The following is a 21016-nucleotide window of genomic DNA, read 5'->3' on the forward strand; positions in this document are numbered from 1 at the left end:
GACATGCGCGTTTCTGGCCGCCAGCTATTCCTGGGACTCCGGATCCGGCTTGGGGGGCAGCGCCTTGGCGCCCTCCAGGCGGGGGAGCACCGGCGTCTCCATCGCCTCCAGGATGAGTCGGTCATACGGAGCGTCCGCCCCCACCGGCAGCTCCTCGATGAAGCGCGACTGGCGGAGGATGATCCGCGCCCCGTCCTGGGGGTTGGTCGTCAGCGGGTAGGTCAGCGCCAGCTCGTCCTTGGCCCGAGTAACAGCTACGTAGAAGAGGCGCCGCTCCTCCTCCTCCTCCTCCGGGTTGCGGATGGCCGTCACCAGCGGGAAGCGCCCCTCCGCCAGCCAGATGACGAAGACCGCCTTCCACTCCAGCCCCTTGGCCTGGTGGACCGTGGACAGGGTGAGGAACTCGTCCGGCTCCTCCGCGGCGACGGCGTCCTCGGCGGAGAACTCCGACACCAGGGCGATCTCCGAGAGGAAGCGCGGCAGGTCCTCGAAGCGGCCCGCGTACTCGGCCAGCTGGCGCAGATCCTCCTCGCGGCGCTGCCCTTCGGCGCCGAACTCGTCCCGGAGGTACTCCCCATAGCCCCCCGTCAGCACGTCCTCGATGAGTTGACCCGGAGTGCGGGTGGAGTCCGCACGGCCCAGGCGGGCCATCAGTGAGCTGAAGCGGGCGAACCCCGAGGAGGCCCGGCGCGGCACGTGGCGGCGGACGTCCGGGTGCTCCAGCTTCTCCTTCACGGGCAGCTCCGGCGGCAGGCCGAGCACGGCCGTCCAGAGGGACTCCGCCGTGGCCTGCCCCACCCCCGACACCAGCTTCACCACCCGCTTGAAGGCCAGCTCATCCCCAGAGCTCTGCGCGAAGCGCAGGTGGGCCAGCACGTCCTTGATGTGGGCCTGCTCGAAGAAGCGCACCCCGGAGCGTACCCGAAAGGGAATGCCCCGCCGCGTCAGCTCGAGCTGCAGCTCCATGGAGTGGCTGTGTGCCCGGTAGAGCACCGCCATCTCCTCCAGTGGCAGCCCCTCGTCCCGCAGCTCCAGCACCCGCTGGGCGACGAAGGCCGCCTGCTCGTCCACGTCCTTGGTCGGTACCACCACCGGCGGCGGACCGCTGGGCCGCTCGGCGCTGAGCTCCTTGGGGAACTGGCGCAGGTTGAGGGCGATCGAGGCGTTGGCCAGCTCGAGGATCTCGGGCGTGGAGCGGTAGTTGCGCGTCAGCGGGTACACCCCGCAGCCCGGGTAGCGCTGGGGAAAGTCGATGATGTTGGTGAAGTCCGCGCCCCGGAAGCTGTAGATGGACTGGCAGTCGTCTCCCACCACCGTCAGGTTCTTTCGCTCCCCGGCCAGCAGATCCACCAGGTCTCCCTGGAGCCGGTTGGTGTCCTGGTACTCGTCCACCAACACGCACTGGAAGCGCTCGACGAGCTGCGCTCGCACCGCGGGGTGCTCGGCCAGCAGCCGCTTGAGGTGCAGCAGCAGATCGTCGAAGTCCATCAGGTTCATCTGCTGCTTGCGCTGCTGGAAGCGCACCGCCGTCGCCAGCACCTCCTCCGCCAGCGGCAGGAACTGCGGCCGGTCGTCCACCATCACCTGTGAGAGCGAGCGCTGGAGGTTGATGGCCGTGGAGACCATGTCCAGCACCACCTCCGCCCGGGGGAAGCGCTTCTCGCGCGACACCTTCCGCTCGGCGATGCACGAGGCCATCAGATCGCTGGCGTCCTCCCGGTCCAGCACCGTGAAGGACTGCGAGAAGCCCAGGTTCTGGGCGTACTGCCGCAGCAGCACGTGCCCCGCGTGGTGGAAGGTGCCGCCCAGGATGCGCCGCACGTCCACGAAGCCTCCGGCCAGTTCCTCCACCCGCCGCGTCATCTCCCGCGCGGCCTTGTTGGTGAAGGTGAGCAGGAGGATTCCTTCCGGCGGAATCCCCCGCTCCAGCAGCCGCGCCACCCGGAACGTCAGCGTGCGCGTCTTGCCCGAGCCCGCTCCCGCGATGACCAGCGCCGGCCCGTCCCCCGCCTCCACCGCTCGAAGCTGCTCCTCGTTGAGGAGCGCCGCGTAATCGATCCGCAGCGCGGGCTTCGCGCCGGAGGCGACCTTGAGCGTGTAGGTGCGCGTGGCCATGGGGCTCGGACTCTAACCGTCGCCCCTCGACGGGGCAGGGAAAATCCGTTCAGTCCCCGCGCGACGAGAGCGCCGAGAGGCGAGAGGCCGCCACCGCGCGCACTTCCGGAGACGGATCCCGATCCCTCGCCAGCTCCAGGAGCACCGGGGCGAGCTTCGGCAGCTTCGCGCCCACGGCCTCCAGCGCCGCCGTACGCTCCTTCACCGCGCTGCCCAGGCGCTCGCTCACCTGGCGATCCCGGCACAGGCGGGCGTCCGGGTTGCGCTCGCGCAGCAGCAGCTCCGCGTCCGCCAGCCGCGCCTCCGAGAGCTTCACCGCGTCCGTCACCGTCCGCTCGAAGCTGTTCAGATCCTCGGGGAACTCCGTCGTGTCCTTGCGCACCCGGGCAATCACGTCCGCGGCGAAGCGCGCGTTCTCCGACGCCGCGCAGAGCTGCCGGGCCGAGGCCAGCGGCACTCCGCCTTCGGTGGACACCACCTCCTCGCGCGCCACCTCCAGCGACCAGAGCGCCAGCTGCCGCGCCGCCACCGCCGCCGAGAAGGGCTGCCGCCGCTCCTGGCGGATCTGCACCCAACGGCGCAGCACCACCGGATCCGGGTTCCCCGTGTCGAAGGCCCGCTGGTACTCCGTGGCCGCCAGCTCCAACTGCCCGCTCAGGTCCAGCAGCGCCGCGATCGCCAGGTACACCTCCGCGCTGCCCGCCCGCTCACGCATGCTCTCCAGCCGCGCCGTCACCTCGTACTCGGCCACCGAACGCGGCAGGCCCCGGAGCACGCTCTGGAGGCTCTCCAGCGCCCGCAGGCGGATCAGCGGGTTGCGCGCCGTGCGGAAGGCGTTGAGCAGCGGATCCAAGGCGCGCACCGAGACGTGCTGCCCCAGCTCCTCCGCCGCCTGCCAGCGATCCAGCGGATCCGGTGCTCCCAGCGCGCGCTGAAGATCCTCGAGCGCTCTCAGGTAGTGCCCCACGTGCGCAGCCTGGACCAGCGGCTCGCGGTTCGCGAGCGCCTCCCGCGCGCTCCGGGCCCGGCTCAGGCGCTCCGGGAAGTCCTTGAGCTGAGGGCCCAGCGGGTGCGTCTTCACCCGCGCCTCGGCCTCCTCCAGCAGCCCCGAGACGAGCAGGCCCTCCACCTCTAGATCCAGCAGCCGGACCTTGGCCTCCTCGCGGTGGCGCCCCGCCGGGAAGTCCCGCAGGTACCCGAAGAGCTTCGCCGCCCCCGAGGCTTTCGCCTGGGTGAAGGCTTGATCGTCCAGCTTCGACTCCACCTCCTGCCGCCGTGGATCATCCCCCGCCTCGCGCAGGAAGGCCGACAGCTGCTTCGGATCCTCGGAGACAGCCAGCTCCTTCTGCTCCGCCTCCGCCAGCAGCCGCTTCGCCTCGTCGCGCTGCGCCCCTTCCGGGTGATCCGCCAGGAACTGGCGCCACGCCGCCGCCGTGCCCGCCTCCTTCGCCGCGTTGAAACGCAAACCCTCCAAGAGCGAGCGCGCCGCGCGCTCATGCGCCGACTCCGGGTGCTCCTCCAGGAAACGCTTGTAGGCCAGCACCGTGTGCAGCTTCTTCGCCCGCGCGAACTCCAGCTCCTCGATGCGCGCCTCGGCCGCCTCGGCCAGATCGTCCTTCGGGTGCTCTCGCAGGAAGTCGCGGTACGCCTCCACCGTGTCCGCATCCCTCGCGCGCTGGAACGCGCCGGACGCGCAACCGGTGAGGAAAAGGAGCACCGCGAGCGAAAGGGGCCTGGCCATCACCCCACCATTATCCCACCTGTCCGGAAACGGAAAAACCGAGCCTCCACGCACGGTTGCTTGGGTAGGTTTTTTGACGACACCGCCTCCTGACCGGACCATGGGCCCGTGGACTCACAGGGAGGTTGCATGAGGTACATCGCGCTACTGGCTGGGATGGTGTGGATGACGGGGTGCGCCACCGGAGCTCCGCCGCCCATGGGCGGGAGGATGGCCTTCGAGGCCATGCGCTACCGCCCCGCCACCCCCTCCGCCATGCCGCGCGACATTCCCCCCGAGCGCGAGGAGCCCGCGGTCGCGGTCGTTCAGACGCCTCCGGCTCCGGCTCCCGCTCCGGCCGAGGCTCGCCCCGTCGTGGCGAAGCGAGAGGAGTCCGCCGCCCCTGCCCCCACCCCCGCCACGTCTCGCGCCCAGCGCCCCGAGCCGAAGAAGCGCGCTCAGCCCGCTCCGCGTCCGGTCGTGTCTCGCGATGCGCGGGAGACGGTGCTCGCCACCGCGCGCGGACTGGTGGGGAAGACCCAGGTGAAGGCCGCGGGCCGCACCTTTCCTTCCGACTGCACCGGGCTCGTCGAGGCCGCCTATGCGCAGGCGGGCATCTCGCTGCGCGGCGGCGCGAAGCCGGGAGACAACGGCGTCACCGCGCTCTACCGCTACGCCCAGGCCCACGGCCGCGTGTACACCGGCGGCCGGCCCTCGGCGGGAGATCTCGTCTTCTTCCGGGAGACCTACGACCAGAACCGCGACGGCCGGCGCAACGACGGGCTCACCCACGTGGGAATCGTGGACCAGGTGGCCGCCGACGGCACCGTCACCGTCATCCACCGCGTGAGTCGCGGCGTGATGCGCTACCGGATGAACCTCTCGAAGCCCCGGGTCGCCAAGGATCCGCGCTCCGGGCAGGTGATCAACGACACACTGCGGGCCCCGGGGCCCGGGAGGACTTTCGCCCTCACCGGGCAGCTCTTCGCGGCCTATGCCACCGTGCTGCCCACCCCCAAGGCAGCGCCGGTGGCCGTGGCCCGCCGGTAGTCCTTCGCGCCCGCTACGCGGCGGGGCGCGCGGTGCGATCCCAGGCCGCCTTCTGCGCGTTGCGCAGGAAGCGCCAGAAGCCCACCACGATCGCCAGGTTCATCGTCACGAAGTAGTAGGCCACCGAGGCGATCCGCTTCCCCGTCCCCTTCAGCACCCCGGCCTTCCCCAGGTACGCCAGCGCGTAGAACATCGCCTGGGAGAAGAGCGTCAGCCGGTAGAACACGCTGTCCAGCAGGAACAGGTTGGCCAGCAGCGCCACCGCCATCAGCGCCGGCGCGCACCAGCGCAACAGCTTGTGCGACCAGAAGGCGAACGCCGGGAAGCCCGCCGTCGGCAGCAGCAGCCCCGGCACCATCTTCAGGCTCTGGAAGTTGCCCGCCGCGATGCGCGCCCGACGGCCGAACTCCTTGCCGTAGTCCTCCGTCGTCTCCTCGTGCGCCACCGCCTCGGCCTCGTACACCACCTTGTAGCCCTGCTCGAGGATGCGCAGCGGAATCACGAAGTCATCGACGATGGTGGACGGCGGCAACTGCGTGAAGAGCGTGCGGCGAATCGCGTACAGCCCGCCGTTGGCGCCCACCACCGAGCCGCGCTTGCCCTCGTAGAACTTGATGAGCGACTCGTAGTTCCAGTACGCGCTCTCCTCGTAGTCCTTCTTCGTCGGGTTGTAGAGCCGCAGCTTGCCGCACACCGCGCCCACCTCTGGATCCTCGAAGTGGCGCACCAGGGCCTGGATGGCCTCCGGCTCGATCATCGTGTTCGCGTCGGACAGGACGATGATGTCCCCCATCGCCATGGGGATGCAGCGGTTGAGCACCGTCGTCTTCCCCGCCCGCGCCGCCGCCGACAGCCGCACCCGCGTGTCCGGGCACTGCTTCACCCGCTCATCCGTCCCATCCGTCGAGCCGTCCGAGCCGATCAGCACCTCGAAGCGGTGCGCCGGGTAGTCCAGCGCCAGGCTGTTCTCCAACTTCTGCTGGATGCAGCTCGCCTCGTTGTAGGCGGCCACCACCAGGCTCACCGAGGGCACCAGCCCCGTCTTGGATTCACGCTCCCGCTTCGCAGCTCGCGTCGAGCGCAGGTTGTAGAACGCCTGCGCGACCCCATCGATAGCCACCAGACACAATGGGTAGAAAAAGTAGGTGTGCAGCAGTAACAGGGCGGCACACCAGAAGAAAACCTCCGCCATCGCCTCGCCTCCCCAGGACCCAGACTTCGGGCTCGGTCAGGGAGCAGCAAAGGACATGCCGGAGCCAAGGGGCGGACTTCCCTCGGAAGCCAAGAGGCGCCCTGCGTCATGGGGCGTGCAAGACTGAACTTCTTCCAGCCCGTCCGGAGGTCGGCCTGAAACCCTGTCAGGGCGTAATCGTGCCCAGGGTGGCCGACCACTGCTGGAGCTTGCGGGCAAGCGCGTGGTTCGGGTTGAGCGCCAGCGCCGTGTCGAGCAGGCTCCGTGCCACGGCCGGCTCCCGCTGCCTTAGCGCCAGCCGCGCTCCCAGCACATAGGCCCGAATGAGGGTGTTGTCCCGCTCCCGGACCTCTCGCAGCGCCTCGGACAGCTCCTCCAGCGCGGAGGGCGGCGAGCCAGCGTTGAGGCCGTACTCTGCCAGCGACAGGGCGCTCCAGTGCGAGGGGTTCTCCACCTTGCGCAGCCGCTCCGCGAGCGCGAGCGCTTGGGGGTTGCCGGTGACGCCCGCGTGGACCGCCTGCGCCTTCAGCCGCGCCACCACATCGGCGGCGGGCTCCGTCTCCGGCGCCGCGCGAATCACCATCAGGGCCTCCTGGCCCTGCTTCGTCAGCTGCCCGATCGCAGCCTCCAGGGGCCGCCGCTGTTCCCCCAAAGCCTCCAGCTCTTCCTTCCTCGAGTTGACGCGACTCTCCCAGTCGGCCGGAGCCTGGGCCAGCTGCAGCGAGGCGATCTCCCGGCGCAGCCGCGTCTGCTGCTCGCTGATCCACGCGAGCTCCACCTGGGAGTCATCGAGCTGCAGCGCGAGCGCCACCAGCAGCTCCGCCTGGGCCTCGGTGAACTTGGGGAACCGGACCACCAACGCGCGCAACTGCTCGAGGGCCTGCTCGCGCGAAGCCGCATCGTCCCTCCGCAGCAGCGCCACCGCCTGGTCCTTGGTGGTGAGGGCCTCGGCCGGCAGCTCCGAGCCCTGGTTGCGCCAGACTGGGTAGGTGAGCCAGGCCGTCAGCGCGAGCACGCCCACGGCGGCCAGGATGAGCAGGTAGCGCCCGACCCCGGGGCCTTCAGGTGCCTCCTGGGCGGGGCTCTCGCGCTCGAGGCGCTCGAAGATCTCCTGGGACGTGAGCGCGGAGCCGCGACGCGAGCCGGTGGCGCTCCCCCCTCGCGACTCCACGGGCGACTCCGGCGGGAGCGCCACGGGAGGGGGCGTGGGCAAGGGGACAGGAGCCTGGGGAGGTAGGTCGACAGGCGCGGCGCGGGGCGCGGCGGCCCGACTCTCGCCGGTCTTCCCTCGCCCCTGCTTGCCGCCAGCGCCTGACTCGACCATCCACGGGACGGTGCCTCCCGCGTCCTGGCTGGGGACGGAGACCCCGGCTGCTCGATCGGCGGCCTGGATCTGCGAGGCCCCGAAGGCCTGGGTGGTGGCGGGAGCAGCCGGGGAAGCAGGGATGGCGCTGGCGCCGAAGACCTGCGTCGTGGTGGGTGGCGGCGCTGGGGGCGGAAGGGAGGGAGCCCCGAAGACCTGCGTCGTGGTGGCGGGAGATGGAACGGAGACCGCTCCGAAGACCTGCGTCGTGGTGGCCGGCGGCACTCGCGCGGGCGGAGGGGCGCCAAACACCTGGGTCTTTCCCATCTCCCCGCCCGGCAGGCCCTCCGCGAGCGTCCCATAGGCCGGAGTCTTCTCGGAGTCGTCCGGCGGCGGAGCGGCAGGCGCGGCGGGGGCACGGGAAAGACCCGGGGGCACTCCGAAGATCCGCGTGGACTGGCTCGCGGAGGCACTCCGCTCCGCCGGCGGCGAGACGGTCCCCTGGGGGATGCCGAAGATGCGAGTGGTGCTCGCGGAGGAGGTACGGGAGACCTCCCCTACCCTGGCCGTCGAGCCCCCTTGCGCGCTCTGGGCCTGGGGGGGGACGAGGACCTTCCCGGACGGGGTGGCCGTGAAGACGAAGCTGCAGCGCGTGCATTGCACCGAAGCGCCCGCCGGCGGTAACAGCCGAGGGTCGAGTTCATACTGCATCGAGCACTGAGGACAGCCGATCTGCACGCAGCGTGCTTACCACACACGCCCCGACTCCGGCGCCTCTCGTAGCTCGGTGGCTGCCTGGAGGGTCTCCAGCTTGGCGGCGCCGACGCCCGAGACGGCGTCCACCTGCTCCCAGCTCGAGAAGCGCCCCTCAGCCTCCCGGGCCTCTACCAGCTTGCGCGCGAGCGAGCGCCCCACGCCGGGCAACCGGGCCAGCTCTTCCTCGGTGGCGGAGTTGAGATCCAGCTTCAGCCCGAGCGCCAAGGCCTGCGCGCCGGTGGGCGGGGCTCCCTCGCCACACACGGCCACGCCCTCCACCATGCGCACCGCTCCGGGCTCACAGTCCAGCGCCGGAGCGGAGCTCGGCCACCACCCCCGCGCCAGAACGCCCAACGCCAGCAACCCCAGCGTCGCGGCGGCCAGCGCGGCGGTACGGTTCACGACTAGCCCTTGGCGGCGACGGAGGGCTCGGAGATGCCCTCGCCCTGGGGCTTGTCCAGCCCGAAGGCGCTGTGCAGCTCGCGCACCGCCAGCTCCGTGTAGTTGGAGTGGATGACGCACGAGACCTTGATCTCCGAGGTGGAGATCATCTGCACGTTGATGCCAGCACCCGCCAGCACCGTGAACATCTTGGCCGCCACGCCCGAGTGGTTGCGCATGCCCACGCCGACGATGGACACCTTGGACACCTGGTCGTCGGTCTCCATGCCCTCGGCCTTGATCGTCTTGACGATCTTCTTCACCACGTCCTTGGCCTTGGTGAGGTCCGCCTTGCCCACGGTGAAGGTCAGGTCCGTGCGGCCGTCCTTGGAGACGTTCTGGACGATCAGGTCCACGACGATGCTCTTCTCGTCGAGGGCGCCGAAGACCTTCGCCGCCACACCCGGCACGTCCGGAACGCCACGGATGGCGATCTTCGCCTCGTTCTTGTCGTAGGCGATTCCACTGACCAGCACGTCTTCCATCGAAGAGTCCTCCTCACACACCAGTGTGCCCGGGTCGTCCGTGAACGAGGACTTCACCCACAGGGGCACCTTGTACTTCATCGCGAATTCGACCGAACGGATCTGCAACACCTTGGCGCCCACGCTGGCCAGCTCCAGCATCTCCTCATAGGAGATGCGGTCCAGCTTGTGCGCCGCGGGGCACACGTTGGGGTCGGTGGTGTAGACGCCGTCCACGTCCGTATAGATTTCACAAGCGTCGGCCTTGAGCGCCGCGGCCAGCGCCACCGCCGTGGTGTCCGAGCCGCCTCGGCCCAGCGTGGTGACGTTGCCCTCCTCGTCCTGGCCCTGGAAGCCCGCCACCACGACGATGTTCTTCTTCTTCAGCGCCTGGACGATGCGCTCCGCGTCGATGCTCTTGATGCGAGCCTTCGAGAAGGTGCTGTCGGTGGTGATGCGGACCTGATGGCCCAGGAAGCTGACGGCCTTCCGCTTCTGCTGCTGGATTGCCAGCGCGACCAGGCCGATGGACACCTGCTCGCCGGTGGCCACCACCACATCCTGTTCGCGCTCGTTGGGCCGCTCGGTGATCTGCGACACGAGCTTGAGCAGCCGGTTGGTTTCGCCGGACATGGCGGAGACAACGACCACCACATCGTGTCCGGCCTTCTGGGCCGCGATGCAGCGGCGCGCCACGTTCTTGATTCGCTCGGTGTCTCCCACCGAGGTACCGCCGTACTTCTGGACGATGAGTGCCAAGGTGCCTGGCTCCTACCTGCTTGACGGGCGGACCCTATTGGGCGCATCCCCCGCTGTCAAAGGCGCAGTGGCCCATCGTGGCTGCCGGTGCCTCGGGTTTGCGCTAGGGTGCGCGCCCTTTTCCTTGGAGCTCCTATGTCCCTGCCCCGCCTACTCATCGATGGAGACACCCTGAAGCTGGAGGAGATCCTCCAGGTGGCCCGCCACGCCGTGAAGGTGGAGCTGGCCCCCGAGGCCGCCTCGCGGGTGCGCGCCTCCCGCGCGTTGGTGGACCGCGTGGCCGCGGGGGACACTCCGTCCTACGGCATCAACACGGGCTTTGGCACGCTGGCCGAGGTGCGCATCGACAAGAAGGATCTGCGCGAGCTGCAGCGCAACCTCATCCTGTCGCACGCGGCCGGCGTGGGCTCGCCGCTGCCGCTGCCCGAGGCCCGGGCGCTGCTGCTGCTGCGGTGCAACGTGCTGGCCAAGGGCTTCTCGGGCATCCGCTCGGAGACGCTGGAGCTGGCGCTGGAGATGCTGAACCGAGACGTGGTGCCGGTGGTACCCGAGCGCGGCAGCGTGGGCGCCTCGGGAGATCTGGCGCCACTGGCGCACCTGGCGCTGGTGTTCATCGGCGAGGGCGAGGCGTTCTACCAGGGCGAGCGGCTGCCGGCGCGGGTGGCGCTGGAGCGCGCGGGGCTCCAGCCGGTGGTGCTGGAGGCCAAGGAGGGCCTGGCGCTGGTCAACGGCACCCAGGCGATGTGCGCGGTGGGCACGCTGTTGCAGCTGCGCTCCGAGGCGCTGGCGGATCTGGCGGACGTGGCGGGGGCGATGACGCTGGAGGGCCTGCTGGGGAGCCACAAGCCCTTCATCCCGGAGATCCACGACGTGCGCGCCCACCCGGGGCAGAAGGCGTGCGCGGCGCACCTGCGGCGGCTGCTCGCGGGCAGCGATCTGGTGGAGTCTCACGCCAACTGCAGCAAGGTGCAGGATCCGTACAGTCTGCGGTGCATGCCGCAGGTACACGGCTCGGCGCGCGAGGGGCTGTCCTTCTCGCGGCGCATCCTGGAGGTGGAGGTGAACAGCGCCACGGACAACCCGCTGGTGTTCGTGGACTCGGAGCGCATCGTCTCGGGCGGCAACTTCCACGGGCAGCCGATCTCGCTGGCGCTGGATGTGGCGGCGATGGCGCTCACGCAGCTCTCGGCGATCAGCGAGCGGCGGGTGGAGCAGCTCGTCAACCCGGCGCTGTCGGGGCTGCCTCCGTTCCTGGCGAAGAACTCGGGGCTGAACTCGGGGTTCATGATCGCGCAGGTGACGAGCGCGGCGCTGGTGGCCGAGTCGCGCGTGCTGAGCCACCCGGCCTCGGTGGATTCGATCCCGTCCTCCGCGGGCCGCGAGGACCACGTGTCCATGGGCATGACGGCGGCGCTCAAGGCGCGGCAGGTGTCCGAGTTCACGCGCTCGTGCCTGGCCATCGAGCTGCTGGTGGCGGCGCAGGCGCTGGACTACCGCCAGCCGGTGAAGGCGGGGCGCGGGCCGCAGGCGGCGTATGAGCTGATCCGCAGCAAGGTGCCCACGATGGAGAAGGACCGGGAGCTCCACCGGGACATCGAGGCGGTGAGCAAGCTCATCGACTCGGGCGAGCTGCTGGAGACGGTCCACGCCGCCACCCGGGAGTGAGCCGGGCCGTCATCCCCCCTCCCCTGCGCCTACCTGGGACGATGAGCTAACGTCCCAGCCATGCACCTCGCGCGCCTATCCACCGCCCTGCTGCTGACGGGATTCCTTGCCCTGGGAGGCTGTGAGCGTGGCTCTTCCACTCCGCCACCTCCTCCCGAGGCCACCAAGCCGCCCACACGTCTTGACCCGAAGCAGGCCGAGCGGTTCGCGCAAGCAGGCATCGCGGCCCCCACGACGGCCCCCGGCCAACCCGACACGGGCGAGGTGGATCTCGCGGAGCTGCGCGACTCCGTGGCGGATCCGCAGGAGGTCACCGAGGCCCAGCTCTTTCAGATGGCTTCGCCCACGGGAGCACCTGCTCCCTCCGCACAGCCTCCGCGAGAAGCCCCGCGCCCCGCGCCGAGCAACGCCCTTGCCGCCAGGCCTCGCGAACCCGTTACCGAGGACCGCGCCGAGGAAGGGGAGTCCTTGGAGGACGCCCTTGCGTTCTCGCCTCGTGCCTCCGCGGGCCCCGGTAGCGGAGGCTCTTCTCCACAGGCCGAGGCGCGTCCGCGCGTCCTCGAGCAGAAGCGCCGGGAGATCATCCAGATCATCAAAGGCAGCGGAGGCAGTGATGGTGCGCCTGCCTATGCCCCCCCACCGCCTCCCGCCAAGGTCAAAGAGCTCGCCTCGAAGGCTCAAAGCGCCGCGAGCCCCGCGCCGCCCGCGCCGGTACTGCCCAAGGTGGAGGCGGCGCCCCGAGCGGCCAAGGTCCTGGTGACGGACGAGTCGGGCCGCTACCAGCCGCTCAAGACGCGCGCGGTACGCGTGGTGACGTACATCCAAGGCGCCCGGGCACGCACGGTGGTGGACTACCTGTTCGAGAACGACACGAACCGTACCCTGGAAGGCACCTTCTACTACCCGCTGCCAGGAGGGGCGGCGGTGGCGGGCTTCGCCATGTACTCCGATGCCGTGGCGGTGCGAGCCCCCTCGCTCTTCCAATCCTCGGAGCTGCTGCCCGCCCTGGGAGAAGACTCTGCCAACATCGCGGAGCTGGGAGCCGCCGCGCCGCCGAGCAAGCCCGGAGCGAAGTACGCCTGGGGCGAGCGCCAGGAGGCCCGGGTCGTCGAGCAGAAGCGAGCGCGCGAGGTGTACGAGGAGGTGGTGCGGCGCAACGTGGACCCTGCGCTGTTGGAGTGGGCGGGAGCCTCCACCTTCAGCGCGCGCGTGTTCCCCCTGCCTCCCAAGAGCCTCAAGCGCGTGGTGATCGCCTACGAGCAGACGCTGCTCTTCGACGGGCAGCGCCTGCGCTACACGTGGCCGCTGCCGACCGAAGCCGGGAAGAGCCTGCAGGTATCCGCGCGAGTGCATGTGGACCCGCGCCACACCACGGAGGTGCTGGTGCAGCCAGAGCCGGGCACCCAGGCACGCGCGCTCGGTCCGTGGCAGGCGTACGACTTCTCCAAGCTGGAGGGTGACGGCGCGCTGGCGGTGGCGCTCACTCCCAAGAACGCGGAGGCCGACGTGCTGGTGGGCAAGGACGCGGCGGGACTGCCGGGCCATGCTTTCTACACGCGCGTGCGGCTGCCCGAGCGGCTGACCTCGGGTGCGGAGGGCGCTCCCACCGGACGGGCGGTGCTGGTGGTGGACACCTCGCTGTCGGCGGAAGACGGCAACGCCTGGGCGCTCCAGGCGGCCACCTTGCGCGCACTGCTGGAGAAAGACCCGACGCTGAAGGAGTACGCAGTGCTGCTGTTCGACGTGCGCTCGCGCTGGCTGCACGCGCCGGGTTGGCGGCCCAATGACGCCGCGCACCGCCAAGAGACCTTCTCGGAGCTGGAGCGCATGTTCCTGGAGGGCGCCTCGCACGTGGACGGAGTCCTGGAGGAGCTGGACCGGGCCGGGCGCGAGTGGCTCAAGCCGGCCCAGCCCACCGAGCGGGTGACAGCGTTCCTGCTCTCGGATGGCAACGTCACCTGGGGCCAGAGCCGGGTCGACGCGCTGATCTCCCGCCACCCCAGCGTGGAGACGCTGCGCTGGGTGAGCTACCGCTTCGGGGAGGCGGCGGTGAACACGGAACTGTTCGACGCGATGGCGCGTGCCAGTGGTGGCCGGGTGGTCACCGTGCTCTCCGGCTCGGAGGTGAACGCCGCCGCCAATGCCCACCGGGCTGCCTCGGTGGTGCTGGCGCGAGTGGCCGTCAAGGGAACCGAGGTGAAGGATCTGGTGGTGGCGGGCCGCCCCCACCTGCTCTTCCCCGGACAGGAGTTGCAGGTAGCCGGGCGGCTGCCAGCGGAAGGCACGGCGGAGCTGGAGGTGGTGACGCACGCCGGCTCGGAAGAGCGCGTGCTGCGCGTGCCCCTGCCGCGAGAGGAGGACAGCCCCTTCGCGCCGAGGGCCTGGGCGGAGCTGTTCGTGGGCCGGCTGACCTCGCTGGACGACGAGCGGCTGGACCGGATGGTGGTGGCGCTCAGCCAGCACTACCGCCTGGCCAACTCACGCGCCTCCATGCTCATCCTGGAGTCGGAGGGCGACTACACCCGCTACGCGGTTCGCAACGAGCAGGTGGACCTGGAGAACCTGGAAGGACTGCGGCGCAAGGAGGAGGATCAGCGCCGGGACAAGCTGCTGGGCATCGCCTTGGACGAAGTGCCCGATGCGGGCCGTGCCCTGGTGCGGCGGCTGACCGAGCTGAAAGCAGGGCTGGCTCCCCTCCTCCGGCGCCAGCCGCTGCGGGATGAGCCCTACGCGGGCGGAGAGGAACGGCTTCAGGCGGAGCTGGCGTATCGCAGGGCCCGGAGAGACAACCGGGACGACGTGTTGGTGTACGAGGCCATCGCGCGCAAGCGGGCCTTCTCGGGAGACACCTGGGGCGCGGTGCGCGCGCTCTCCTCGCCCGTGGAGCTACGCCCGAAGGATCCGGAAGCGCTGCGGCTGGTAGGCTACGGCATGCTGGCGCTGGGGCAGTACCCAGCGGCCGCCGAGCTCTTCGAACACGTGCGGCTGAACCGGCCCTTCGAGGGCCAGGCGTTCCTCGAGGAGGCGCTGGCGCTGGATGCCGCGGGGCGCTACGCGGAGGCCGCGCGCAACTACGAGATCGTCCTGGCGCGGTCATGGGCCCGACACCCCACCGAGGTGAAGACGGTCGCGGCGTACCACTACTCGCGGATGCTCTCCGCGTTGGCGCGCCACCCGCGCGCGGAAGCCCTGGCTCTCCAGCTGCGCAGCCGGGCCTCGGAGCTGAAGGACCCCAGCAAGCCATCACAGGCCCCGAACTCCCGGCCGCTCGACTACCAGCTCACCACGCACTGGAACTCGGACAGCACGGACATCGATCTTTGGGTCATCGAGCCCACCGGCGAGCGCTGCTACTACTCGCACCGGGACACGCGCCTGGGAGGCAAGCTCTTCTGGGACATCACGGACGGGCTGGGGCCCGAGCTGTACCAAGCGCCCAAGGCGGCACCGGGCCCGTACCACGTGGTGGTGCATTACTACGGCAACAACTCGTCCCGGTACGTGGTGCCCACGGCGCTGCTGCTGGTGAGCGACCGGGGCGTCTTCACTCCCGAGGACACCTACCGCCGGCGCTTCCAGGTGCGCATCCTCCCCAACAAGAACGCGCTGCTGCTGCTGCGCCGGGAGGAGCTGATCGCGGCGGAGAGACCCAAGCCCGCCGCGCCAGCGATGCTCAAGCCGTTCGCGGAGTCCAATCCCTGAGCGGCAGGAGCCCTACGCCGCCACGCGTCCGTCCAGATCCTTCACCACGGTCTGCGTCCCGGTGAGGGCCAGCGGGTTGCGGCGTACGACGGTCTTCTCCAGCGTCTCGCCGTTCCTGTCCCACCACAGCTCGGCTTCCAACTCCGTCCAGCGCCCGGCGTCCGCGCACGCCTCCAGCGCCATCCGCAGCTCACGCGCGTTGGCGAAGCGGGCTTCCGGGCGCTTCTCCAGGCAGCGGAGGATGATGCCACACAGGTCCGGCGGCAGCTCACGCCCCGAGCGGATATCGGGAGGGAGCGGCTGCGTGTTCACCTGGTGCGAGCAGATCTCCGCCGCGGTCTGCCCCATGAAGACATGGCCACCGGTGAGCAGCGCGTAGCCCACCGCCCCCAGCGAATAGAGGTCGCCTCGCCCGTCCACCTTCGTCGGCGTGGTGATCGCCTCGGGAGCCAGATAGTGCGGAGTCCCCGCCACCACGTGGGGCCGATGGGAGCCGGACTCCTCGGAGGCACCCAGCTCCTTCACCAGCCCGAAGTCCAGCACCTTCACCATGTCCGGCACACCCCGGCGCCGGCAGAGGAAGAGATTGGCCGGCTTGATGTCGCGGTGGAGCAGCCCCAGGCCATGGGCCTCCTCCAGCGCTCCGCACACCTGGCGCAGGATGTGGATGACCCTCGCGGGAGGCTGTGGCCCCGAGCCGGCCAGCAACCGCTCCAGGTCCATGCCCTCCAGGTGCTCCATCACGTAATAGAACAGCCCCTCTTGGGTGCGGCCGTAGTCGTAGATGGCGATGGTGTTCGGGTGGGTGAGCTGACTGGTGAGCTGCACCTCGCGCTCGAAGCGCACCAGGCCCTGGCCATCCGTGTTGGCGCGCAAGAGCTTGATGGCGGTGCGGCGGCGCATCATCGCGTGGCTCGCCAGGTACACATCGCCCATGGCCCCGGCGCCCAGCGGCTCGAGTAGCGTGTACTGGCCCAGCTTGCGCGCATCCCGCACCTGCTGGCGCAGGCCGTAGATGACCCGGGTCACCAGGCTCGCCATGATGACGGCGATGGCGCTCCAGAGCAGCGCATCCAGCGCGACCAGGAGGTAGCCATCGGAGCTACCCGCCCGCATCAGCGCCAGGAAGACCGCGTCCGGCAGCGCTCCCGCCATGGAAGTCCAGAGCGTCCGGCGCACGGAGGTGGGAACAATCACCGCGCGGCAGATCAGCACCGCGTTGGTGCCCAGCAGCAGGGAGTGGGAATCCCCCTCGCTGAAGGCATCGAGCTTCAGGAGGAAGAGTGCCCCCAAGAGCCCCACGCTCTCCAACGCGCGCAGGATCCGCAGGGAGCGGGGCGCACCGCGACACGCCTGCCAGAAACAGAAGGAGACCCCGATGCTGGCCAGGTGGAAGGCAAAGCTGGGGGCGATGAGCACGTGTAGCCACGGCAGCTCGAGCGTCAGGAGCGCGGCCAACGTGGTGATGGCGTAGAAGCCGGCGGCGAGGAGACACAGCGTCTTGAACAGGAACACCAGGCGACGCTGGAGGAACGCCCGCTCCTCCTCAGGAGCGGCCGCGCTCACGGCGAAGGCCGAGGGCTGCGAGATATCGGGCCCGAGATGCACCATCAGAGTGCGTGTTCTATCACTACCCGTGGGAAACAGGACTCCCCCCTGCTGGGCCATCCAGCAGGTTCTCCGTGGACAACGGACCTGACAGGGAGGCTTCAGCGGAGGGCTCAGCGCTCCCCAGTGCGTCCGGTGGCCTCGATGACGAGGTCCGCATAGCGGTTGCTCGGGTGCTCCGGAGCGGTGCCATCCCGGTAATAAAAGGTGAAGGCGTCCCACGCATCGGGGCGGGAGTCATAGGAGAACATCCACGGAGCGAGCCCTCCCACGCCCGCCCGCCACGCACAGCGCAGCCAGCCCCGGTACAGGGCCCGCCGCTCCTCCAGCGAGAAGTCCCCTTGGTTGCGCAGGCCGAACTCCCCCAGGAACATCGGCTTGCCCAACTCGCGCGCCAGGGCGGCGTGGTCCGAGATCCAGCGTGCTCCCGCCCGGGCCGTCGCGTCGCTGGGGATGCCCCACAGCTCCGGGTAGAAGTGCGCGCCCCCGAAGTCGATGAGCGGAGAGGCGGTGTTTCGCCGGAAGCTCACCGAGGACCCGAAGAGCAGCTCCGAGGGCATCAGCCCCCAGAACGCCGCGTCATAGCCGTCTCCGGAGACGTCGAAGCCCTCCTCCCCCGTGCCCACCCGATGGCCGGGCGCATGGGTGTGTACCACCTCGGCCACTTCGTCCACCCAGGCCCGCATCGCCTCGCCCTGCCGATCCAGCCCCACCCCGCGCGGCTCATTGAGCAACTCCCAGGCGAGCACGGACGGGTGCTCGCCGTAGCGGATCCCATCGAAGGTGTTGACGCGGGACAGCACGTGCGTGACGTGCCGCTTGTAGTGCTCGATCACCGCGCGCTCGGTGAAGAAGCGCGAGTCACCCTCCTGCGGCGCAGGCAGCCCGGCCCACTCCACGTATTGACGCGCTCCGCCATAGGCGTCCCAGTAGTTGCCGAGTGTCAGAACGAGCTTCACCCCATGGTGGGCCGCGCGCGTCAGGACCCAGTCCAACCCTCGGAAGCTGGTCTCGTCGTACACCCCGGGAGCGAGCTGGATGGCGGAGTCTCCCTGTTTGCTCCGCGCGTCGTTGAAGCCGCTGGTGCGCACCCCCCAGGCGCCGAGCGCCACGGCCTTCGAGAACGTCTCCTCCAGGACGGGTGACTCGGTCAGCTCCTGGCGCAGCGCCCTCGTGGCCTCTTCCTGGAGGTAGTACGCGTTGAGAAACACCGCCGTGGACGGCGCCTCTCCCAGCCGCACCGCGGGCTGCACCTCACAGTCGGAGGCCTCCGCCTCGAGCTGCTCCGCGAGATCCTCGCCACAGGCCGTGAGCAGCATCAAGGTCAGGACCCAGCGGGAGCGCATAGGGCCCGGAGCCTATCGCCGGGGTGGTAGAAGGCTCCAACCCCGAAGCGTTCAGGAGGGACACATGAAGCGCGCACTGCTCGTCATCGATATCCAGAAGGACTACTTCCCGGGAGGCAAGATGCAGCTCGTCGGCGCCGAGGAAGCGAGCCTGAGGGCCCGAGAGCTGATCGAGGGCTTCCGCAAGAGCGGCGAGGAGCTCATCCACATCCAGCACCTCTTCCAATCTCCGAACGCGCCCTTCTTCGTCCCCGGCACCGAGGGTGCTGAGATCCACCCCAACGTGAAGCCGCTTCCGGGCGAGCGCCTCATCGTCAAGCACTACGCCAACTCCTTCAAGGAGACACCGCTGCAGAGCGTGCTCCGGGAGCGGGGCATCACCGATGTCGTCATCTGCGGGATGATGACGAGCATGTGCGTGGACGCCGCCACGCGCGCTTCCGCGGACCTCGGCTTCAACACCTACGTGGCCGCCGATGCCTGCGCCGCCCCGGATCTGCGCTCGGGGCAGGAGCTCATCCCCGGGCGCACCGTACACAACGCCTTCCTGGCTGCACTCGGCTCGCTGGTGGCCCGGGTGGAGACCACGAGCGAGATTCTCTCCCGGCGCGGCTGAGCGGCGAGCGTCACCGCTCGAAGCGGACGATGCGCTCCACCCGCCACATCCCAGCGGACTTCGCGGGTCGCAGCAGCATCAGCTCGGCGGGCTGCCCCACCTTCACCCCGCAGAGGCTCCTCGGAGGCAGGGGGATGAGATCCCCCTCCCTCGCGCCTCGGGGAGGCAGCGGCACCGCCGTGAGCCCACGGCCGTCCACCGTCTCGACGGCCCCGAATACGCGCAGATCTCCCAGATCCGCGATCTGTCCCGCGATGACGGCGACCGGCGCGCCCTGCCGCTGCCGAACCGCCATGAAGGCCGTCATGCCAATGTCCCCGATGAAGGCTTCCCCGGCCTCACCGAAGACGTGGGCCTCCTTCACGACGACGTGGAACAGCCCCTTCCCGTCGTTCAGCGGGATGGAGTCGTAGCGCCCCAGGTCCGCCTGCTCCGCCTGGCCACTGGCGAGCGCCTCCAGCGAGGACACCAGGGCCACGAAGTTCAACCGCAGCAGCGGAGCGTCGGCGTCGATCCCGGCCCAGGGTCCCGTCTCGATGAGGACCGCGGGCGTACCCCAGAGCCCCATGTTGTCGCCAAAGGCACGCACCTCGAACGCGTCGCTGTAGCGCCCCACCTGCCCAGGCACCAGCGCCTCGACCGCGTCCCGGATGACCGCGCACAGCTTCTTGGCGAGGAGGCGACCGGGATTGTCGCTGCGGGCCGCATCGAAGGCCGGCGCGAGCAGCGAGATGGAGGCCGGCTTGCCGCTCGTCCCCACCGACGTGCGCCAGTCCTGGTTGTGCAGGTTGAAGCCAATGGAGGGCTGAAGCCGATCCCGCAGCGCCTTGAGCGTACGCCCCTCGGGCGTCTGCAGCCTCAGCGCATCTCGATTGATATCGATGCCCTGCGCGTTGACGCGCTGGAAGCGCTCGGCCCCATCGGGGTTGAGCATGGGCACGGCGTGCAGCGTGAGCGTGGACAGCAGCTCCTGTACCCGCGGGTGCTCACGGTAGCGCCGCACGTACTCGAAGACCTCGAATAGCGCCGTCGTGGCGGTGGGCTCGTCGCCATGCATCTGCGACCAGAGCAGCACCTGCCTCGGGCCCTGGCCCACCTGAACGTGGTAGAGCGCGCGCCCCTCCACCGAGTGCCCGGCGACCTCCACCTGGAAGAGGTCCGGCGGAAGTCTCCGCACCCACGCCTCCACCTGCGCATGGCGAACGAGCGGCAGCGGAGGCCGCTCCGGGAGGCGGACTTCTTCCCAGAGGGCGGAGAGCGTCGCGGGAGAGGAGATCTCGATCATGAGCCGTTTGGATTCAAAGCGTTTCAGATGAACGTATGCACCGTCTCGAATGATTTGCTATGGGCATTCGGGCCTCGTGCCCGGTCCTTGGGACTGCAAGTTTTTCTCAACACCATCGCTCGTCATCAGACACGAGCGGGAGGCAAAACATCCATGAAGACGTTCATCCATTCCCTGTCGGTCATCGCGCTCGTGGCGCTGGTATCTGGCTGCAAGAAGGTCGAGCGCATCGACGTACAGCCGCCGACGGTGTCGGCCACCGAGGCGGGGAAGCAGATCCCGCTGAAGGCCTCCGGCCTCACCGCAGATGGCCAGCCGCTGCCGGACACGAAGTTCACGTTCGCCTCGAGCGACGACAAGATCGCCAAGGTGGACGCGACCGGCATCGTGACGGTGGTCAAGAGCGGCTCGGCGACCATCACCGTCTCGGGCGCGGAGAAGACCGCCAAGGTGCCCGTGGAGGCCGTCATCCCCGCGGCCATCACCGTCAAGGGCTCGCCCGTCACCCTGACCGGGCTGGGCTCCACGGCGACGCTGGAGGCGCAGGTGCAGGATGACGCGGACCGCCCGGTGCAGGGCGCCCAGGTGGAGTTCGTCAGCGCCGATCCCAAGATCGTCGAGGTGAGCGGCACCACGCTGACGGCCAAGGCCCCGGGCGCCACGCAGGTGACGGCGACCTCCGGCGCCCTGAAGCAGAACATCGACGTCACGGTGAAGCTGCCCGAGGTCGCCTCGGTGGCCTTCGACGCGGCTCCCGCGAACGTGAAGGTCGGCGAGAGCGTGCAGCTGACCGTCCTCGCCAAGACGGCGGAGGGCGCCAACATCGAGGGCGTCACCCACGCCTTCGCCAGCAGCAACGAGAAGATCGCCACCGTGGACGCCACCGGCAAGGTCACCGGCGTGAAGCCCGGTGTCGCCACCATCACCGTGAAGAACGGCGAGAAGACCGCGGAGACGAAGCTCACGGTGAAGAAGTAACGTCGTAGCGGTTCGC

General features: G+C 69.7%; 14 protein-coding genes. 5 read left to right on the forward strand and 9 right to left on the reverse strand.

What is annotated here, in order from left to right:
- Positions 1-24 precede the first annotated feature (24 nt).
- Together SYV04_RS35030 and SYV04_RS35035 are read right to left on the reverse strand one after the other, a co-directional pair.
- Complete coding sequence (locus SYV04_RS35030; RefSeq protein WP_321550358.1) at positions 25-2115, reverse strand: ATP-dependent helicase; 2091 nt, start codon at positions 2113-2115, stop codon at positions 25-27.
- 49 nt (positions 2116-2164) lie between these two features.
- Positions 2165-3856: a HEAT repeat domain-containing protein gene (locus tag SYV04_RS35035; protein WP_321550359.1), complete on the reverse strand. Its 1692-nt coding sequence runs from the start codon at positions 3854-3856 to the stop codon at positions 2165-2167.
- A 129-nt stretch (positions 3857-3985) separates the two neighbouring features.
- Between SYV04_RS35035 and SYV04_RS35040 the strand changes: the two genes are divergently transcribed.
- Complete coding sequence (locus SYV04_RS35040) at positions 3986-4885, forward strand: C40 family peptidase (protein ID WP_321550360.1); 900 nt, start codon at positions 3986-3988, stop codon at positions 4883-4885.
- A 13-nt stretch (positions 4886-4898) separates the two neighbouring features.
- Here SYV04_RS35040 and SYV04_RS35045 read toward each other — a convergent pair whose 3' ends face one another.
- The 4 genes from SYV04_RS35045 to SYV04_RS35060 form a co-directional block, all read right to left on the reverse strand.
- Positions 4899-6077, reverse strand: a complete 1179-nt coding sequence (locus tag SYV04_RS35045; protein ID WP_321550361.1) for a glycosyltransferase family 2 protein — start codon at positions 6075-6077, stop codon at positions 4899-4901.
- Between the two features lie 166 nt (positions 6078-6243).
- Positions 6244-8118, reverse strand: a complete 1875-nt coding sequence (locus SYV04_RS35050; RefSeq protein ID WP_321550362.1) for a zinc-ribbon domain-containing protein — start codon at positions 8116-8118, stop codon at positions 6244-6246.
- Between the two features lie 9 nt (positions 8119-8127).
- Positions 8128-8538 (reverse strand): ComEA family DNA-binding protein, encoded by a 411-nt coding sequence (locus SYV04_RS35055; RefSeq protein WP_321550363.1) that lies wholly within the window; start codon positions 8536-8538, stop codon positions 8128-8130.
- Between the two features lie 2 nt (positions 8539-8540).
- Complete coding sequence (locus SYV04_RS35060; RefSeq protein WP_321550364.1) at positions 8541-9800, reverse strand: aspartate kinase; 1260 nt, start codon at positions 9798-9800, stop codon at positions 8541-8543.
- Between the two features lie 135 nt (positions 9801-9935).
- Here SYV04_RS35060 and hutH point away from each other — a divergent pair, with 135 nt between their 5' ends.
- Both hutH and SYV04_RS35070 read left to right on the forward strand, forming a co-directional pair.
- Positions 9936-11465 (forward strand): histidine ammonia-lyase, encoded by a 1530-nt coding sequence (hutH, locus tag SYV04_RS35065; RefSeq protein WP_321550365.1) that lies wholly within the window; start codon positions 9936-9938, stop codon positions 11463-11465.
- Positions 11466-11525: 60 nt separating this feature from the next.
- Positions 11526-15167: a VIT domain-containing protein gene (locus SYV04_RS35070; protein ID WP_321550366.1), complete on the forward strand. Its 3642-nt coding sequence runs from the start codon at positions 11526-11528 to the stop codon at positions 15165-15167.
- 12 nt (positions 15168-15179) lie between these two features.
- On the opposite strand, the gene SYV04_RS35075 is transcribed toward SYV04_RS35070, so the two are convergent.
- Entirely contained in the window at positions 15180-16778 is a 1599-nt protein-coding gene (locus SYV04_RS35075; RefSeq protein WP_321550367.1) for a serine/threonine-protein kinase, read from the reverse strand.
- Positions 16779-16888: 110 nt separating this feature from the next.
- Positions 16889-18121 carry a cellulase family glycosylhydrolase gene (locus tag SYV04_RS35080; RefSeq protein ID WP_321550368.1) on the reverse strand — a complete coding sequence of 411 codons (1233 nt, stop codon included), beginning with the start codon at positions 18119-18121 and terminating at the stop codon, positions 16889-16891.
- Positions 18122-18185: 64 nt separating this feature from the next.
- Between SYV04_RS35080 and SYV04_RS35085 the strand changes: the two genes are divergently transcribed.
- Positions 18186-18737: a cysteine hydrolase family protein gene (locus SYV04_RS35085; RefSeq protein WP_321550369.1), complete on the forward strand. Its 552-nt coding sequence runs from the start codon at positions 18186-18188 to the stop codon at positions 18735-18737.
- Positions 18738-18747: 10 nt separating this feature from the next.
- Here the strand turns inward: SYV04_RS35085 and SYV04_RS35090 are convergent, their stop codons facing one another.
- Positions 18748-20022 (reverse strand): M14 family metallopeptidase, encoded by a 1275-nt coding sequence (locus tag SYV04_RS35090; RefSeq protein ID WP_321550370.1) that lies wholly within the window; start codon positions 20020-20022, stop codon positions 18748-18750.
- Positions 20023-20175: 153 nt separating this feature from the next.
- On the opposite strand from SYV04_RS35090, the gene SYV04_RS35095 reads away from it, so the two are divergent.
- Complete coding sequence (locus tag SYV04_RS35095) at positions 20176-21000, forward strand: Ig-like domain-containing protein (RefSeq protein WP_321550371.1); 825 nt, start codon at positions 20176-20178, stop codon at positions 20998-21000.
- Positions 21001-21016: the final 16 nt, after the last annotated feature.

This window comes from Hyalangium ruber, from assembly GCF_034259325.1.
Classification (GTDB): Bacteria; Myxococcota; Myxococcia; order Myxococcales; family Myxococcaceae; genus Hyalangium_A; species Hyalangium_A rubrum.

Coding starts and splice junctions, on each gene's coding strand:
- SYV04_RS35030 (WP_321550358.1), bottom strand. CDS start 2,115: ATGGCCACGCGCACCTACACGCTCAAGGTCGCCTCCGGCGCGAAGCCC.
- SYV04_RS35035 (WP_321550359.1), bottom strand. CDS start 3,856: ATGGCCAGGCCCCTTTCGCTCGCGGTGCTCCTTTTCCTCACCGGTTGC.
- SYV04_RS35040 (WP_321550360.1), top strand. CDS start 3,986: ATGAGGTACATCGCGCTACTGGCTGGGATGGTGTGGATGACGGGGTGC.
- SYV04_RS35045 (WP_321550361.1), bottom strand. CDS start 6,077: ATGGCGGAGGTTTTCTTCTGGTGTGCCGCCCTGTTACTGCTGCACACC.
- hutH (WP_321550365.1), top strand. CDS start 9,936: ATGTCCCTGCCCCGCCTACTCATCGATGGAGACACCCTGAAGCTGGAG.
- SYV04_RS35070 (WP_321550366.1), top strand. CDS start 11,526: ATGCACCTCGCGCGCCTATCCACCGCCCTGCTGCTGACGGGATTCCTT.
- SYV04_RS35075 (WP_321550367.1), bottom strand. CDS start 16,778: ATGGTGCATCTCGGGCCCGATATCTCGCAGCCCTCGGCCTTCGCCGTG.
- SYV04_RS35080 (WP_321550368.1), bottom strand. CDS start 18,121: ATGCGCTCCCGCTGGGTCCTGACCTTGATGCTGCTCACGGCCTGTGGC.
- SYV04_RS35085 (WP_321550369.1), top strand. CDS start 18,186: ATGAAGCGCGCACTGCTCGTCATCGATATCCAGAAGGACTACTTCCCG.
- SYV04_RS35090 (WP_321550370.1), bottom strand. CDS start 20,022: ATGATCGAGATCTCCTCTCCCGCGACGCTCTCCGCCCTCTGGGAAGAA.
- SYV04_RS35095 (WP_321550371.1), top strand. CDS start 20,176: ATGAAGACGTTCATCCATTCCCTGTCGGTCATCGCGCTCGTGGCGCTG.